We start from the raw sequence: 14,827 nt of genomic DNA, 5'->3' as shown, positions 1-14,827 counted from the left end.
GGTTAGTCATCTAAACGGATTTTTTGCGCATTTGAAGGGCGGATCGCCTCCACGTGAATAGAACCATCTATCACTCGCCATAGAATATCTAAATCGTAGAGCGCCACCTGATATTGCTTGGGATCGGCCTTGGCTTTTTTATAAGCTGGGCGTGGATCTTGGGCTAGTACTCCTTCAATAATGGCTTGCAGGTTAGGATACTGGCTTTGTTGGTAATGGCTCAGTTGCTGCTGCACGGTATCGGTAAAATGCACCTTGGCTAACACTGGCGCATCATGGGCGATCCCGCCTTGGGCATCATCAATCGCATCTGAAAAAGGGATGTAAGGCTTAATGTCTATGATAGGAGTTCCATCGAGCAGATCCATCGCCGAGATCTCAAGCATCACTTTGCCTTTTTGCTGGTGGATCCCATGCAGTTTCACTACTGATTGCCCGATGCCGTTAGGGCGAAACGTGGAGCGGGTGGCAAACACCCCTAGCTTTTCATTGCCGCCTAATCTTGGCGGTCTAACTGTGGTTTTCCAGCCTTGAGCTAAGTTTTCATGAAAGCTAAATAGCAGCCAAATATGCGAGTATTGCTCTAATCCACGCACGGTATCGATATGATTAAATGGAGGTTGTAGTTCGACAAACCCTCTAGCGGCACTCACCAATCCTGGTTGTCTTGGAATGCCAAATTTTTGTTTATAAGGGGTGTGGCAGATGGCCACAGCCTGAATTTTGCTGCTAAAAGTCATTCTACTCGCTCGGTTAAGCGTAAGATAATATGAAGCTTGGCTTCATCGGTTAGGGGAGCTTAAGCCTGATGCAATAGGCTTAAGCTTACGTTGGTTCATGCCTTGGTTTTATTTGTCTGTGTTGGTTTGAGTCAGAATTGCTTGGCCTACGCACAGGGTTTGAGTTACGCAGGTTTTGCTGGGTTGGTCAAACATCACACACCGTTTAATGATCAGACCATTGGCACCTTTATCGGCGGCGGCGTAGCGCGCTGCGGTGCGTGCTGCACTTAATGATGCAGGCGCATCATTTGAACGTTCTTGGCAAGACTCGCCCTCGACCATACCTTTAAGTTCATAAGGCACTGTTGGCTCAGTTCCCTCTTGATAGAGGGTAACCTCTCCCACTTTAAAATAGTCGTTAATGGCTTGGCCATCTAAATTGCTATTAAAAGTGTATTCACTGGCGCAACCAGCAAGGAGCAAAGCAAATAGGGTAAGGGTCATCTTTTTCATGCTAAAGGCCTGTTTATGTTGAGGCTGTACAGTGTAAATTCGCCATTCACACTGTACTGTTTAAGAGGGAAATACTACCGCTTTAGTGACGCTTGATAAAGTTGTAGTTGGTGATTGTTGCCATCTATTTAACGATAAGGGAAATACACTGGCATAAATGAGTGTGGTAAATATCCTTAACGAGTCAATCTGTGCTTAGGGTGGTTAGGTTTTATGCCTAATGATGCACCAGCGTACTGTGTAGCGACAGTAAACACCATAATCCGTTTTTTCAGCATCGAGCATCGCAGGTGTCTTTTATGAACGGGATAAATGAGTTGACTATAAATACCATTATAATAGTGCTCTTCGTTCCCAAGTGTACATGTTTCTTTGATGTTGGCTCTGGTTGAATATTCGTTAAAACGGTTATTGGTGATAGTTTAATATTGGCAGGAGTAAACGGTTTTGGCCTACGAGGAACGATGCTACCTTGTAGTCTTAGTCATGGGTAAACAAGATTAACAGCTGCAGTTTTAGTCAATACTTGAACCATCATCATTGAGTTGAATGAAATAGGGAGTCATTGGCTTTGAAAGCAGGAAATAAACTAATGGCTATGAGCATCACCAATAACCTAGTCACTGTATCTCTGGGGTGAAAAATAAGTTTGATTTACTGCTTAAAGCTCTTTGTTTAGGGGTGAATATTGGTAAACAATACGACCTTGTTGTTGAGTGACATGTCGCGAGTGTTAGACGCGATGCACTGGCACTCAAGTAACTATACTAACCATAATGACTACAAATCATAATTAACGATATCCCCCTCATTTTTATGCGTGTATTAAAACGCTTGTACTTTCGCAATTAGATGATACTTCATCAATGGAGAGTTGTTGTTGGGGCTAAGGACTGATGAATCGGCATTTGGGGATCGTTATCGCGGGTCATTATAGTGGATAGCTATTTGCTGTGAAATACTTGCAGAGAGTGACTTATGTTCAGTATTTCAGTCATCAAAGTATAATGAATTTAGGCTATTCATATTAAAGATAAACCGTCTTTACTACGGTATCGATAACAAGGATATGTAGTCTGTCCTTAACCTAAGTTAAATGTGGAAGTTATCAGTTAATTGAACTTGCACAATGCCGTTAGCAATGTAATTTGCTCTTGCTGTATTTGTATTCGGCATATTCAGTTGTGTAGAACGCAGCATAAGTTTAACGGAGCTTTAGTCGTCATCGCTTAAGTGTTTTACCTCTACTTATCAATTGCTTATCTTTTCTTGTTAAGTGGGGAACACTATATTACCGCGACTCAAAGTCATTTTTGTCGCAGTGGTATTGATATGGAGATAGGGCGATAAGATGTAAGACTAAATGGGCCAGTTAAATCGTTAACGAGTCAATCAGGAGATACTAAGTAGAGTTAATCTATCTAGTCTAGATATCATAGAGGAGAGATTAATATTAGCTTTCACTTAAAGTTGACCCTGATTACAACAAAGCCAACACATCAAGTGTTGGCTTTGTTATGTATTGCCAGAGTCAATATAGGTATCTATTCTGGCGATATCGCAACTTACTAGATCAGAAACTCTTCTAAGCTGCGGCCTTTTTCTAGTTCGTTTTTAAATACGGTTGGCGTGCGGCCTTGTCCAGTCCAAGTGATGGTTTCACCATCGACTTCGATTTTATATTTAGGCGGACGTGGTGCGCGTTTTTTAGGAGCAGTTTTAACCGCAACAGCGCCTAAATCATCAACCGATAAACCGACGGCTTCCATCTGAAGACGGATCTCTTCAATTTTGGCATTACGCTCAGCCATCGCAGCGCTTTCTTCTTCTGCCTGCTTCTCTTTTTCGGTAATAATCTTTTCTAGTTTGCTAGCGACATCTTTTAAATCTTCTACAGATAACTCTTTTACCGCAGCTTTAAAACGACGGCCGTGTGTCAATATATCTAGAAATTCGCTCATATTATTGGTGTCCTGCTTAAATATAATTGTAAATAGGCTTATCACTGATAATAATAGAAACTAATATCCGCTTAATCAAACGAATTAAATAATTATTTTGCTATATATTGTAATTTTATTAATGCAGAGCCAAATTGCATTAAAATTGATATGAAAAAGTGAACGTAATCACTTTTATATTGGTGTTTTGTTGTCATTTTCTGTTTGTAGATTTCTCGTTGCGTTCTTGTTGACGTTAACGTCAACAGCACGTAAAGTGGCTTAAGTTTGTGATAGTTTTGCTATGCACTTTTTTATTCAACATAAAAAGATGGTAAGAAGGAAGCCTTATGAAAGTATTGGTGCCAGTTAAACGCGTCGTCGATGCCAATGTGAAAGTCAGGGTGAATGCTGACAATAGCAATGTCGATACCGCAAATCTTAAAATGGCGATTAACCCATTTTGTGAAATTGCTGTAGAAGAAGCGGTTCGGTTAAAAGAAGCGGGTATTGTCACTGAAATCGTCGTGGCAACCATAGGCCCTAAGGCTGCACAAGAGCAATTGCGCACCGCTATGGCGTTAGGCGCTGATCGTGGTGTGCATGTGGAAACCGACGAAGCACTTGAACCGCTGTCGATTGCCAAGTTACTCAATGCGATTCAGACTCAAGAGCAAGCACAGCTTATTTTACTGGGCAAGCAATCTATTGATGGCGATAACAATCAGACAGGTCAGATGCTGGCAGCATTGGCAGGCATGCCACAAGCGACTTTTGCTTCTGAGGTGAAGGTTGAGGGAGAAACTGTCTTGGTGACACGTGAAATTGACGGCGGACTACAATCGCTGAAAATGCCACTGCCAGCCATCATTACGACAGATCTACGTTTAAATGAGCCTCGTTACGCCAAATTACCCAATATCATGAAAGCGAAACGTAAACCACTAGAGACAATAACGGTCGAGAGTCTTGGTGTTGAGCTAAAGTCACATCAAACCGTACTAAAAGTCACTCCACCTGCACAGCGTAAGGCGGGCGTGATGGTGGCTTCTGTTGAGGAGCTGGTTGAAAAGCTAAAAAATGAAGCGAAGGTGATCTAATGGCGATTCTAGTAATAGCAGAACATGATAACGCGAGTTTAAAACTAGACACGGCTAAAGTGGTTTCGTGTGCACAACAAATTGGTCGCGATGTAGACTTATTAGTCGCAGGTGAAAACTGTGCACCAGTGGTCGAGGCTGCTAAGCAATTGAGCGGTGTGCGCAGTGTATTAGTGGCAGACAATGCGGCTTATGCCCACGGTATCGCCGAGAACTTAGGGGCACTAGTGGTCTCTATCGCCAACGATTATCAACATATTTTGGCTTCAGCATCGAGTTTAGGTAAAGATGTTTTACCGCGCGTAGCAGCCTTACTTGATGTGTCGCAACTGTCTGAAGTGGTTGAAGTTGTCAGTGAAGATACCTTTGTTCGGCCAATCTATGCAGGCAGTGCCATGGCTACCGTGCAGAGTGTAGATGCCATCAAAGTGATGACGGTGCGCGTGAGTGCATTTGACGCTGTGAGTAATGATGGCGCGGCAGCCGAGCAGACCCTTGGTGGTGTTTTTACCAGTAATGTTGAATTTGTTTCACAAACATTGACCGAATCAGAGCGCCCAGATTTAGGCGCGGCATCGGTTGTGGTGTCGGGCGGTCGTGCAATGGGCAGTGCTGAGAATTTTGCAATGTTAGAGCAACTTGCCGATAAACTGGGGGGGGCTTTAGGGGCATCTCGTGCAGCAGTAGATGCGGGCTATGTGCCTAACGATCTGCAAGTTGGGCAAACCGGTAAGATTGTTGCCCCAGATCTGTACATTGCTGTTGGTATTTCGGGCGCGATTCAACACTTGGCAGGGATGAAAGACTCTAAGGTGATTGTGGCCATCAACAAGGATCCAGAGGCGCCTATTTTCCAAGTGGCCGATTATGGTTTAGAAGCGGATCTGTTTGATGCAGTACCTAAGTTAGTAGAGCTTCTTTAGTAAGTTGTAAACACTTGGTGAATATCTTGGTGTTCATTTAAAACTTAGTGTGATATAGATCACGTTGGCCGGCTTTGAGGTAGCATCCTTAAAGCCGCTTGTGTTTCTATGTGCGTCACGCCTGCCGATAGTGAAATTGGTCAGGCGTCCTGAGACGTAGAGGTGCATTAAATATTAGTAGTATTCGTTAGGGTGATGCCGTACAGCGAATAGGAAAGGATTTAATGCCGAAGTGGTCGAGTTCATCAAAGCTCACTGCTGGGGCTGTCATCGAATAGAGGCAGCACTGCCATAGTGCTTTTTATCCGGAATGATAAAAAGAAGGTATACCGACAACTGGTATCACTATGGAGCGCTACTGATAGGACAGGTGTAATATCTTTTGCTATATCCCACCAGTTCAGTTGCCCTCCATTCGTAATTTAACGAAGACAATATAAAACAATGACGACTTTGAGTTACGCCGATTCGGCGCTTTCCTTGCTGCCCCCTGTGGTGGCTATTTTGCTGGCGATTTTTACTCGTCGAGTATTACTTTCGCTTGGGGTGGGGATCCTACTTGGGGCTGTGCTTATCACCGATTATTCCTTCGGTGACACGGGACAATATCTCGCTAAGCAGGTGACGGGGTTATTTTGGGCCGATGGCGCCCTCAATAGTTGGAATGTCTATCTGCTTGGGTTCCTTATCTTGTTGGGGATGATCACCGCATTGATCACTGTCAGCGGCGCTGCTAAGGCGTTTGCCAATTGGGCACGTCAGCATATTCGCAATAAACGTGATGCTAAGCTATTGACCATGTTTTTAGGTTGCGTGGTATTTATTGACGATTATTTTAATAGCTTAGTTGTCGGCAGCGTGGCAAGGCCGTTAACCGATCGCTATTACATTTCACGCAGTAAATTGGCCTACCTGCTGGATTCGACCGCAGCGCCTATCTGTGTTATCTCACCCGTGTCGAGTTGGGGGGCATATATTATTGCGCTGATTGGCGGCATTTTAACGGCACATGGTTTTGCTGATACAGGGCATCTAAGCGTGTTCATTCAGATGATCCCGATGAACTTCTACGCTATCTTTGCGCTGTTACTCCTATTGTGTGTCGCCTTTATGGGGCTCGATGTTGGCCCGATGCGTCAGCATGAGCTTAACGCCCAAAAAGGTCATCTTTATGATGAGTCTAAAGGATTACCACCTGGAGCCAATAGCGATCTGCCTGAGGCCGATTCGGGTAAAATATCAGGGCTATTTTTACCCATCACAGTACTCGTTGGCGCCACTATCTATTATATGGTCAGCAGCGGAGCAGACGCGTTAGCCGCGGATAACTTGCCATTTACCTTAATTGGCGCCTTTGAAAAAACCGATGTGGCTTCATCACTGTTTTTTGGGGCGATCATTGGCCTAGTGGCCACATTGCTGTTAGTTCTCAGTCAAGGTTTAGATAAATCATTAATCCTTAAAGGGATGATAGCAGGTGCACGTTCTATGTTACCTGCTATCTATATCTTACTGTTTGCTTGGACCATTGCCGGTGTGATTGGTCAGATGGAAACGGGTAAATATATGGCCAGCCTAGCCACAGGTAATATCCCCTTTGCGTTACTGCCTGCGGTATTATTTATTCTGGCCGGATTGACCGCGTTTTCAACGGGGACTAGCTGGGGCACGTTCGGCATCATGTTGCCGATTGCCGCCGATATGGCCATGGGCACGCACACCAATATGATGCTTCCCATGCTGGCTGCAGTATTAGCGGGTGCGGTATTTGGCGATCATTGCTCACCGATCTCCGATACCACTATTTTGTCGTCAACAGGCGCTAATTGTCATCACATTGACCATGTATTAACTCAGCTACCTTACGCGCTTATTGTGGCAGGGATAAGCTTAGGTGGCTATGTGGTGCTCGGCTTTACCGAATCGCTGGCTGCAGGCTTAGGTGCCAGTAGTGTGCTGTTTGTGATAAGTGTGGTTGTACTTCGCTATCAAGCTGCTAAACCAACGATATAATCATGAGCCGCTAAGGCGAAATCAGTGATAAAAAATGCCGCTAATCATAGCGGCATTTTTATGGGCGTTGCATGAGTTGCTTTAGTTTAAACCGCGTCGCTTAAGTAGCGCTTCTGTTGTAGGCGCTTGCCCTCGGAATGCTTTGTAGGCTTCCATCGGTGGCACGCTGTTGCCCACTTCGCGTATCGTCTTGCGGTACTTCATGCCAATGTCGCGATTTAGACCACCTTGGGTCTGTACATAAGCAAAAGCATCTGCCGCTAAGATCTCACTCCACATGTAGGCATAATAGCTAGCTGAATATCCACCTGGGAAGGCATGAGCAAAATAAGTGGATTTGTAACGTGGTGGAACGGCAGCGATATTGATGCCATGTTTTTCCAGCGCTTTAGCTTCGAAACTCGCTACATCTTGTAATGGTGCGTCTGCAGGTAGTGAATGCCACTCTAAATCTACTAATGCGGCTGCCATATACTCCAGCGTATCGAAACCTTGATTGAAGCTGCGTGATTTAAGTAATTTCTGCAGCAGTTCATCAGGGATCACTTCACCTGTCTCATAGTGTTTAGCATAGTTAGCTAACACTTTTGGATGGGCAGCCCAATCTTCTTCGAAGGTTGATGGGAACTCGACAAAATCACGCGAGACCGCAGTGCCTGAAAGGCTAGGGTAGGTGACCTTAGAGAACATGCCGTGAGTACCATGGCCCAATTCGTGGAACATAGTGGTCACTTCATCGTAGCTCACAAAAGTGGCTTCACCCTCTGGTGCCTTTTTGATGTTCATCACGTTAACGACAACCGGCTTACTGTTGAGCAGTTTTGATTGCGCTACAAATGAGCTCATCCATGCACCGCCACGCTTACCTTCACGGGCAAAGTAATCGCCGTAGAAAATAGCCATCGAAGTCCCATCTGCATCAAACATCTCATAGGCTTTTACATCTTCATGATACACAGGAAGATCGGGGCGCGGCTTAAAGGTGACGCCGTAAAGCGATTCAAGCGTGAAAAATACGCCGTCAGTCAATACTCGATTGAACTCGAAATAAGGCTTGATGGAGCTTTCATCAAGATTAAACTTTTCTTGACGTACCTTTTCGGCGTAAAAGGCCCAATCCCATGGCGCTAGAGTAAAATCGCCACCGGTTTTATTGATCATCGCCTGAATATCGTCGGCTTCTTTTTGAGTGTTAGCGACAACAGCTGGCACCATAGAGCCAAACATTTGGTAAACCGCTTCGGGATTTTTAGCCATTTGCGGTGCTAGGCGATAGTCAGCCCAGCTCTTGTAACCTAGCAACTCAGCGCGTTCGGCGCGAAGTTGTGCGAGGCGAGCAACAAGTGAAGCGGTTTCGTTTTCACCACTCATCCCTCGAGTTGATGAGGCTTGCCATACTCGTTGGCGTAACTGACGGTTTTCAAGTTTAGCTAATACAGGTTGGCGCGTAGTATTGGTGATACTAAGCAGGTATTTGCCTTCATGGCCTTGAGCCGCTGCATCGGCTTTAGCAGCGCGAATTTCACTGTCAGACAAGCCCGCTAATTGATTGACATCATCAATAACCACCGCAATCTCTTTGGTCAGGCGCATTAGGCGCTGGCTAAATTCATTGGTCAGTGTCGATTGTTCTTCATTTAAGACGCGAATTTTTGCTTTTTGCTCATCGGTCAATTTGGCACCAGCCATCACAAAGCGTTGGTGATAAACCTCGATAAGACGCACTTCTTCATTCGTCAAACCTAAGCTATTGCGCTGTTGATAGAGGCTGTCGATACGGGCAAATAATGGCGCGTTAAGGTGAATATTATCGGAATGAGCGGCCATTTTAGGCGCCATTTCACCTTGGATTTTGCGCAGTGTTGGGTTGCTATCTGTACCCGCTAAGTTATAGAACACCTTTGAAGCACGGTTCAGCAGTTCGCCACTGGTTTCTAATGCAACTATGGTGTTTTCAAATGTCGGCGCCGCGCTATTATTGGCAATCGTGAGTACTTGTTGATAATGCTCTTTGATACCTTGATCTAGTGCGGGCTGAAAATGTTCATCTTTGATGATGTTAAAATCGGGCGCTTGGTATTGCAGCGAACTGGCTTGCATTAATGGGTTTTGAGTTTGCACCGCTGCGGCAGCAGGCGCTTGAGTTTCATTGAGTGAGCAGCCTGTAAGGGCAATGGTGGCCGCGATTGACGCAGCAAGTAATGTTTTGCGCATGTTTATAAAAACCTTCAATTGTTGTTTTGTTATTATTTATACACGTCCAACGTAGCAAAGCTGGGTTAAAATTGTCTGAAATGACGATAAGTTTGCTAAGTTGTTTTACTCAAATGTAATGGGCAACAATACCATTATTTGGCTTTGCGAGGGAAGAGTCTGGGATGTTTTCTAGCTCACAAGAGCGCAAATTGGGTTAGTTTATAGCTACGAAACACGATTAATTAGTGTTAAAATCTGCGCTCAAAATAATCATAGGAATAACTCAGTTGGCGCAGCTCTATTTTTACTACTCTGCGATGAACGCAGGTAAGTCGACCTCTTTACTTCAGTCATCTTATAATTATCGCGAGCGCGGTATGCACACTTTGGTGATGACAGCGTCGATTGACGATCGCTATGGCATTGGTAAAGTGGCGTCACGTATCGGGATTGAAACTGACGCTCAAGTGTTCAGTGCTAGCGATAATTTATCCTCGATGATAATGAGCGCCCATCAAGAACAACATTTACACTGTATCTTAATCGACGAATCACAGTTTCTCAGTAAAGAGCAGGTAAAGCAGTTAACCTATGTGGTGGATATTTTAGATATTCCCGTTCTGTGTTATGGCCTGAAAACCGATTTCCAAGGTGAGTTATTTAGTGGTAGCCAATATTTGCTTGCCTGGGCCGATAAGTTAGTCGAGTTAAAAACCATTTGTCATTGTGGTCGTAAGGCCAATATGGTGGTGCGCCTAGATGGTGAAGGTAAACCAATGAAAGAGGGTGAACAGGTGGCTATTGGTGGTAACGAAAGTTATGAGTCTGTATGCCGTAAACACTTTCGCGAGTTTTTGTGGGACTAATCAGTTTCACTGATCCAGCACTCATAAAAAGGTTACCTCGCGAGGTAACCTTTTTTGTAGGGGATTTTAAGCTGTAACTCTTAGACCTGTAACTATTAGAGTAGGCATTTAGATCCTAAAACACCATCTCAGGTACATGCTCTGGCACGATTAGCTTACCCGCCGTTTTCTCAATGATCTCTTCGACACTCACCCCTGGTGCGCGCTCCAGTAGATGGAAGGCGCCATCTTTAATCTCGACAAAAGCCAAATCGGTCAATACCCGTTTAATACAGCCATAACCTGTGAGCGGTAGCTCGCATTTAGGCAGTAACTTTGAGTTACCGTATTTGTCGGCATGCATCATGGTGACGATGATATTGTCCGCGCCAGCTACTAAATCCATGGCACCGCCCATGCCTTTGATTAGTTTGCCTGGGATCATCCAAGAGGCGATTGAGCCATTAACATCGACTTCAAAAGCGCCAAGCACGGTTAGATCCACATGACCGCCACGGATCATCGCAAAACTCTCGGCCGATGAGAAAAAAGATGCGCCCGGTACTGCCGTTACCGTTTGTTTACCCGCATTAATTAGATCCGCATCTATGGTCTCTTCCGTTGGGAATTCGCCCATGCCAAGCAGGCCGTTTTCCGATTGCAGCATCACTGCCATCCCATCGGGAATATAGTTAGCGACTAAGGTGGGAATACCAATGCCTAAATTGACGTAAAAGCCATCTTGTAGCTCTTGGGAAACACGTTGTGCTAGTTGTTCTCTTGATAACGCCATGGTGTTTCCTCCTATTTAGTGGCTGCTTTGACGGTACGTTGCTCGATGCGCTTCTCGAACGTGCCTTGGATCACGCGATCGACATAGATACCTGGGGTATGAATATGATCTGGGTCGAGTTCCCCCGGCTCAACGATATGCTCGGCTTCTACCACGGTAATCTTACCCGCGGTGGCCATCATAGGGTTGAAGTTAGCGGCGGTTTTACGGAACACCAAGTTACCCATGGTATCGGCTTTCCAGGCGCGGACTAAGGCAAAATCTGCTTTCAGTGCTGGTTCTAATACATAGTGACGACCATCGATTTCGCGTGTTTCTTTGCCTTCAGCGACGGGGGTGCCATAACCTGTGGCGGTAAAGAATGCGGGGATACCTGCGCCGCCCGCGCGGATTTTTTCCGCTAATGTACCTTGAGGCGTCAAGATAACATTGAGTTCGCCAGAGAGCATCTGCTGCTCAAAAGTGGCGTTTTCACCCACATAAGAGGCGATCATGGTGCTGATCTGACGGCTCTTGAGTAGCAAGCCTAAACCAAAGTCATCGACGCCAGCGTTGTTTGAAATCGCAGTGAGTCCAGTCGTGCCCATTTTAACCATTTGAGCAATGAGTCCTTCAGGAATACCACACAATCCAAATCCACCGACCATGACGGTCATGTTGTCTTCAAGGCCGTGTAATGCTGCTTCGTAGCTGCTAACCAGCTTATTGAGTCCTGCCATTATTATTATCTCCTGTGAGAGGTGCTAGGCTAGGCGCCGAGCATCTTTTCTTCTAGTCGCGCCTTAAGTTATTCGGTCAGCGCGAGGGCTACTTTTGCGCCACTGGTTCTGCCCAGCGCTCGGCTAATCGTATTGCCCGCCTCTATTAAGCTTGGTAAATCAACGCCTGTTTCTATGCCTAAACCGTGCAGCATGTAAACCAGATCTTCTGTCGCCAAGTTACCCGATGCGCCTTTGGCATAAGGGCATCCCCCCAGACCTGCGACCGAGCTGTCGATAACGCTTACGCCCGTTTCTAAACAGGCGAGAATATTAGCCAGTGCTTGGCCATAAGTATCATGAAAATGCAGCGCCAGTTTATCTATGGGGACTTTCTGCGCTACCGCCTCCACCATTTTACGGGCGTTAACTGGCGTGCCAACACCGATAGTGTCGCCGAGTGAGATCTCATAGCAGCCCATTTTGTAAAGAAGTTCTGCCACTCTCGCGACTTCACTTACGGCAATATCACCTTCATAGGGACAGCCTAGAACACAAGATACATAGCCGCGTACGGCGATGTTTTTGGCTTTAGCAGCCTCTATCACTGGGATAAAACGCTCGATAGACTCTTCAATTGAACAGTTGATATTACGCTGGCTGAAGCTCTGTGAAGCGGCGCCAAAGATGGCCACTTCGTCTGCGCCAGCGTCAAGCGCAAGTTCCAGCCCTTTTAAATTGGGTGTAAGCGCGCTGTAGACTACGCCACTGCGTTTATTGAGCCGCTTAAAAATATCCGCTGAATCGGCCATTTGCGGCACCCATTTCGGTGACACAAAGCTGCCCGCCTCGATGCGTTTTAGCCCAGCCACGGCTAACTGGTCGATAAGGATAAGCTTGTCAGCCGTAGTGACTGCTTGCTCGTTTTGCAGGCCATCGCGGGCGCCAACCTCAAAAAGGCTTACCTTACTTGGGTATCTGCCAAGGCTAGTGGACATGATTAAGCCTCCTCACTAGCGCTGACATCGGCAAGCACTGCGCCATCGCTGACCAGCTCGCCAGGCTCAAAGAAGAAGGCGGTAACTGTGCCATTAAACGGTGCTTCTATGGTGTATTCCATCTTCATCGCTTCCATCACCATTAAGCCTTGGCCTTGTTCAACCTTATCGCCTACTGCAACAAGATGGGTCACGATAGTGCCATTCATGGGGGCTTTAAGTTTATCTTCGATGCTACCTTGGTCTTCAACAATTTCAGTTTGAATCGCGCGGTAATGATAGCTGCCAGAGGGTAAAAACAGCGTAAAATCATCACCTTCTCGGCTCACTGGGATCTTGCTCTTATGGCCGTTAATTTCGGCGTGTAGCAGATCTTGTTTTAACTCACCGCTGAGTGTCAGCGTTTGATCGTTAAGATTTAAATAATAGCTATCGCCGATTTGGCTGAGGGTTAAGTGCTGTATTTGATGTTGGTCGTCTAGCAAGGTGAGCTGGTGAACGCCGCTGCGGTTGAGCCTAAAACCACTCACTTGGCCCCAAGGAGAGTAGGGATCATTGCTATTGGTGGCGGTGAGTTTCGCCAGCTCTTTTTGCGCGCAAAGGTGATATAGGGTGGCGAAGGCGAGGGCGCTATTTTGCTCTTTGCTGCTCTCAGCATCTAAGTTAGTACCAATTAAGGTGTCGCCGTAACGCTCAATAAAATCGGTGCTAAAGTTGGCGTCGCTAAAGGCTTGATGTTCGGCGATATTCGCTAAGAACTCTATGTTGTGTTTCAGACCGCTAATTTGATAAGACTCAAGCGCGTGCACTAAGCGTTGCAGTGCCCGTGGGCGAGACTCGTCCCATACAATTAATTTCGCGATCATGGGGTCGTAAAAGTTACTGATCACATCGTTTTCACGAATGCCTGAGTCGATACGCACATAGCGGCTTTGCTCGGGCTCGCGCAAGAAGTTCAGCTTACCGCTAGCAGGTAAAAACGCATTTTGCGGATCTTCGGCGTAAATACGCGCTTCAAACGAGTGACCGTGAATACGCACTTCATCTTGCTTCAGTGGTAACTCACTGCCACTGGCCACCATTAGCTGCCATTTGACTAAGTCTTGGCCTGTAACCATCTCGGTGACGGGATGCTCAACCTGTAAGCGGGTATTCATCTCCATAAAATAGAAGCTACTTGCCTCGTCGGTAGCATGGGTGTCGAGTAGAAACTCGACCGTACCGGCGCCGACATAATCAATCGCTTTAGCGGCAGCAACGGCTGCTTCACCCATGGCACGACGAAGGCTGTCCGTTAAACCCGGTGCTGGAGCCTCCTCGACCACTTTTTGGTGGCGACGTTGAATGGAGCAGTCACGGTCGGAGAGGTAGATACAGTTGCCTTGAGTGTCGGCAAACACTTGCACTTCGACATGACGAGGCTGTCTTAAGTAGCGCTCAATCAATAATTTATCGTTACCAAACGAAGATGCCGCTTCACGGCGGGCTGAGTTAATCGCGCCCAGCGCTTCCTTTTCAGACTCGACGATTCGCATCCCTTTACCACCGCCGCCATAGGCCGCTTTGATCAGTTGCGGAAAGCCTATCTCTTTCGAGGCTTGAAGTAAGGTTGCATCACTTTGGTCGTCACCGTGGTAGCCCGGTACTAATGGCACATTGGCTTTTTCCATGATGATCTTAGCCGCACTTTTGCTGCCCATGGCATCGATGGCGTCGGCGCCTGGGCCAATGAAGGCGATGCCAGCTTGTTCACACTGGCGTGCAAAGTAGGCATTTTCAGATAGAAAGCCATAACCCGGATGAACGGCCTGAGCGCCGCTGCGCTTTGCGATCTCTAGGATCAGATCGCCTTTTAGGTATGACTCACTCGGTGCGCTACCGCCTAAGTAGAAAGACTCATCGGCCATCGCCACATGACGCGCGTCTTTATCGGCATCGGAATAGAGGGCGACAGTTTTTACCCCCATGGCATTGGCGGTCTTGATAATGCGACAAGCAATTTCGCCGCGGTTGGCAATCAGTAGTTTAGTAAACATGTTAGCGAACTCCCGCGCTTGGCTTGGCAATAGGGTCATTATTCATTGTG

At 46.4% G+C, this 14,827-nt stretch carries 12 protein-coding genes and 1 riboswitch; of the genes, 4 read left to right on the top strand and 8 right to left on the bottom strand.

Going from position 1 to position 14,827, the window contains the following annotated elements; genetic code table 11:
• Positions 1 to 2 precede the first annotated feature (2 nt).
• The 3 genes from tsaA to AC5YB1_RS12900 all read right to left on the bottom strand — a co-directional run bounded on the left by tsaA (position 3) and on the right by AC5YB1_RS12900 (position 3,196).
• Positions 3 to 740, bottom strand: coding sequence for a tRNA (N6-threonylcarbamoyladenosine(37)-N6)-methyltransferase TrmO (gene tsaA / locus AC5YB1_RS12910; protein ID WP_494519519.1), 738 nt, complete (start codon positions 738 to 740; stop codon positions 3 to 5).
• A gap of 108 nt (positions 741 to 848) precedes the next feature.
• Positions 849 to 1,235 carry an Rcs stress response system protein RcsF gene (gene rcsF, locus AC5YB1_RS12905; protein ID WP_494519518.1) on the bottom strand — a complete coding sequence of 129 codons (387 nt, stop codon included), beginning with the start codon at positions 1,233 to 1,235 and terminating at the stop codon, positions 849 to 851.
• Positions 1,236 to 2,803: 1,568 nt separating this feature from the next.
• Entirely contained in the window at positions 2,804 to 3,196 is a 393-nt protein-coding gene (locus tag AC5YB1_RS12900) for an H-NS histone family protein (protein WP_494519517.1), read from the bottom strand.
• A 329-nt stretch (positions 3,197 to 3,525) separates the two neighbouring features.
• Between AC5YB1_RS12900 and AC5YB1_RS12895 the strand changes: the two genes are divergently transcribed.
• The 3 genes from AC5YB1_RS12895 to AC5YB1_RS12885 all read left to right on the top strand — a co-directional run bounded on the left by AC5YB1_RS12895 (position 3,526) and on the right by AC5YB1_RS12885 (position 7,211).
• Entirely contained in the window at positions 3,526 to 4,275 is a 750-nt protein-coding gene (locus tag AC5YB1_RS12895; protein ID WP_494519516.1) for an electron transfer flavoprotein subunit beta/FixA family protein, read from the top strand.
• On the top strand, positions 4,275 to 5,198 hold the full coding sequence (locus AC5YB1_RS12890; protein WP_494519515.1) for an electron transfer flavoprotein subunit alpha/FixB family protein: 924 nt from the start codon (positions 4,275 to 4,277) through the stop codon (positions 5,196 to 5,198). The genes AC5YB1_RS12895 and AC5YB1_RS12890 overlap by 1 nt, the downstream gene beginning before the upstream one ends.
• 149 nt (positions 5,199 to 5,347) lie before the next feature.
• Positions 5,348 to 5,564, top strand: a riboswitch (Lysine riboswitch).
• A 78-nt stretch (positions 5,565 to 5,642) separates the two neighbouring features.
• A complete protein-coding gene (locus AC5YB1_RS12885; protein ID WP_494519514.1) occupies positions 5,643 to 7,211 on the top strand; it encodes a Na+/H+ antiporter NhaC family protein in 1,569 nt (522 codons plus the stop codon).
• 81 nt (positions 7,212 to 7,292) lie between these two features.
• Here AC5YB1_RS12885 and AC5YB1_RS12880 read toward each other — a convergent pair whose 3' ends face one another.
• Positions 7,293 to 9,425, bottom strand: coding sequence for a M3 family metallopeptidase (locus AC5YB1_RS12880; RefSeq protein WP_494519513.1), 2,133 nt, complete (start codon positions 9,423 to 9,425; stop codon positions 7,293 to 7,295).
• Positions 9,426 to 9,694: 269 nt separating this feature from the next.
• On the opposite strand from AC5YB1_RS12880, the gene AC5YB1_RS12875 reads away from it, so the two are divergent.
• Entirely contained in the window at positions 9,695 to 10,273 is a 579-nt protein-coding gene (locus tag AC5YB1_RS12875; RefSeq protein ID WP_494519512.1) for a thymidine kinase, read from the top strand.
• Between the two features lie 115 nt (positions 10,274 to 10,388).
• Here the strand turns inward: AC5YB1_RS12875 and AC5YB1_RS12870 are convergent, their stop codons facing one another.
• From AC5YB1_RS12870 to AC5YB1_RS12855, 4 genes are all read right to left on the bottom strand, one after another.
• Positions 10,389 to 11,045, bottom strand: a complete 657-nt coding sequence (locus AC5YB1_RS12870; protein ID WP_494519511.1) for a 3-oxoacid CoA-transferase subunit B — start codon at positions 11,043 to 11,045, stop codon at positions 10,389 to 10,391.
• An 11-nt stretch (positions 11,046 to 11,056) separates the two neighbouring features.
• Positions 11,057 to 11,764, bottom strand: a complete 708-nt coding sequence (locus tag AC5YB1_RS12865) for a CoA transferase subunit A (RefSeq protein WP_494519510.1) — start codon at positions 11,762 to 11,764, stop codon at positions 11,057 to 11,059.
• Between the two features lie 68 nt (positions 11,765 to 11,832).
• On the bottom strand, positions 11,833 to 12,741 hold the full coding sequence (locus AC5YB1_RS12860; protein ID WP_494519509.1) for a hydroxymethylglutaryl-CoA lyase: 909 nt from the start codon (positions 12,739 to 12,741) through the stop codon (positions 11,833 to 11,835).
• 2 nt (positions 12,742 to 12,743) lie between these two features.
• On the bottom strand, positions 12,744 to 14,777 hold the full coding sequence (locus AC5YB1_RS12855) for an acetyl/propionyl/methylcrotonyl-CoA carboxylase subunit alpha (RefSeq protein WP_494519508.1): 2,034 nt from the start codon (positions 14,775 to 14,777) through the stop codon (positions 12,744 to 12,746).
• Positions 14,778 to 14,827 lie beyond the last annotated feature (50 nt).

It is taken from the genome of Shewanella sp. 433 (genome assembly GCF_059338565.1).
The sequence above is the reverse complement of the archived record's forward strand: the minus strand, read 5'-3'. Positions and strand labels throughout refer to the sequence as shown.

What these genes read in the sequence shown, in the direction of transcription:
- AC5YB1_RS12895 (WP_494519516.1), top strand. Translation starts at nt 3,526, where the DNA reads ATGAAAGTATTGGTGCCAGTTAAACGCGTCGTCGATGCCAATGTGAAA.
- AC5YB1_RS12880 (WP_494519513.1), bottom strand. Translation starts at nt 9,425, where the DNA reads ATGCGCAAAACATTACTTGCTGCGTCAATCGCGGCCACCATTGCCCTT.
- rcsF (WP_494519518.1), bottom strand. Translation starts at nt 1,235, where the DNA reads ATGAAAAAGATGACCCTTACCCTATTTGCTTTGCTCCTTGCTGGTTGC.
- AC5YB1_RS12870 (WP_494519511.1), bottom strand. Translation starts at nt 11,045, where the DNA reads ATGGCGTTATCAAGAGAACAACTAGCACAACGTGTTTCCCAAGAGCTA.
- AC5YB1_RS12860 (WP_494519509.1), bottom strand. Translation starts at nt 12,741, where the DNA reads ATGTCCACTAGCCTTGGCAGATACCCAAGTAAGGTAAGCCTTTTTGAG.
- AC5YB1_RS12885 (WP_494519514.1), top strand. Translation starts at nt 5,643, where the DNA reads ATGACGACTTTGAGTTACGCCGATTCGGCGCTTTCCTTGCTGCCCCCT.
- AC5YB1_RS12890 (WP_494519515.1), top strand. Translation starts at nt 4,275, where the DNA reads ATGGCGATTCTAGTAATAGCAGAACATGATAACGCGAGTTTAAAACTA.
- AC5YB1_RS12855 (WP_494519508.1), bottom strand. Translation starts at nt 14,777, where the DNA reads ATGTTTACTAAACTACTGATTGCCAACCGCGGCGAAATTGCTTGTCGC.
- AC5YB1_RS12900 (WP_494519517.1), bottom strand. Translation starts at nt 3,196, where the DNA reads ATGAGCGAATTTCTAGATATATTGACACACGGCCGTCGTTTTAAAGCT.
- AC5YB1_RS12865 (WP_494519510.1), bottom strand. Translation starts at nt 11,764, where the DNA reads ATGGCAGGACTCAATAAGCTGGTTAGCAGCTACGAAGCAGCATTACAC.
- tsaA (WP_494519519.1), bottom strand. Translation starts at nt 740, where the DNA reads ATGACTTTTAGCAGCAAAATTCAGGCTGTGGCCATCTGCCACACCCCT.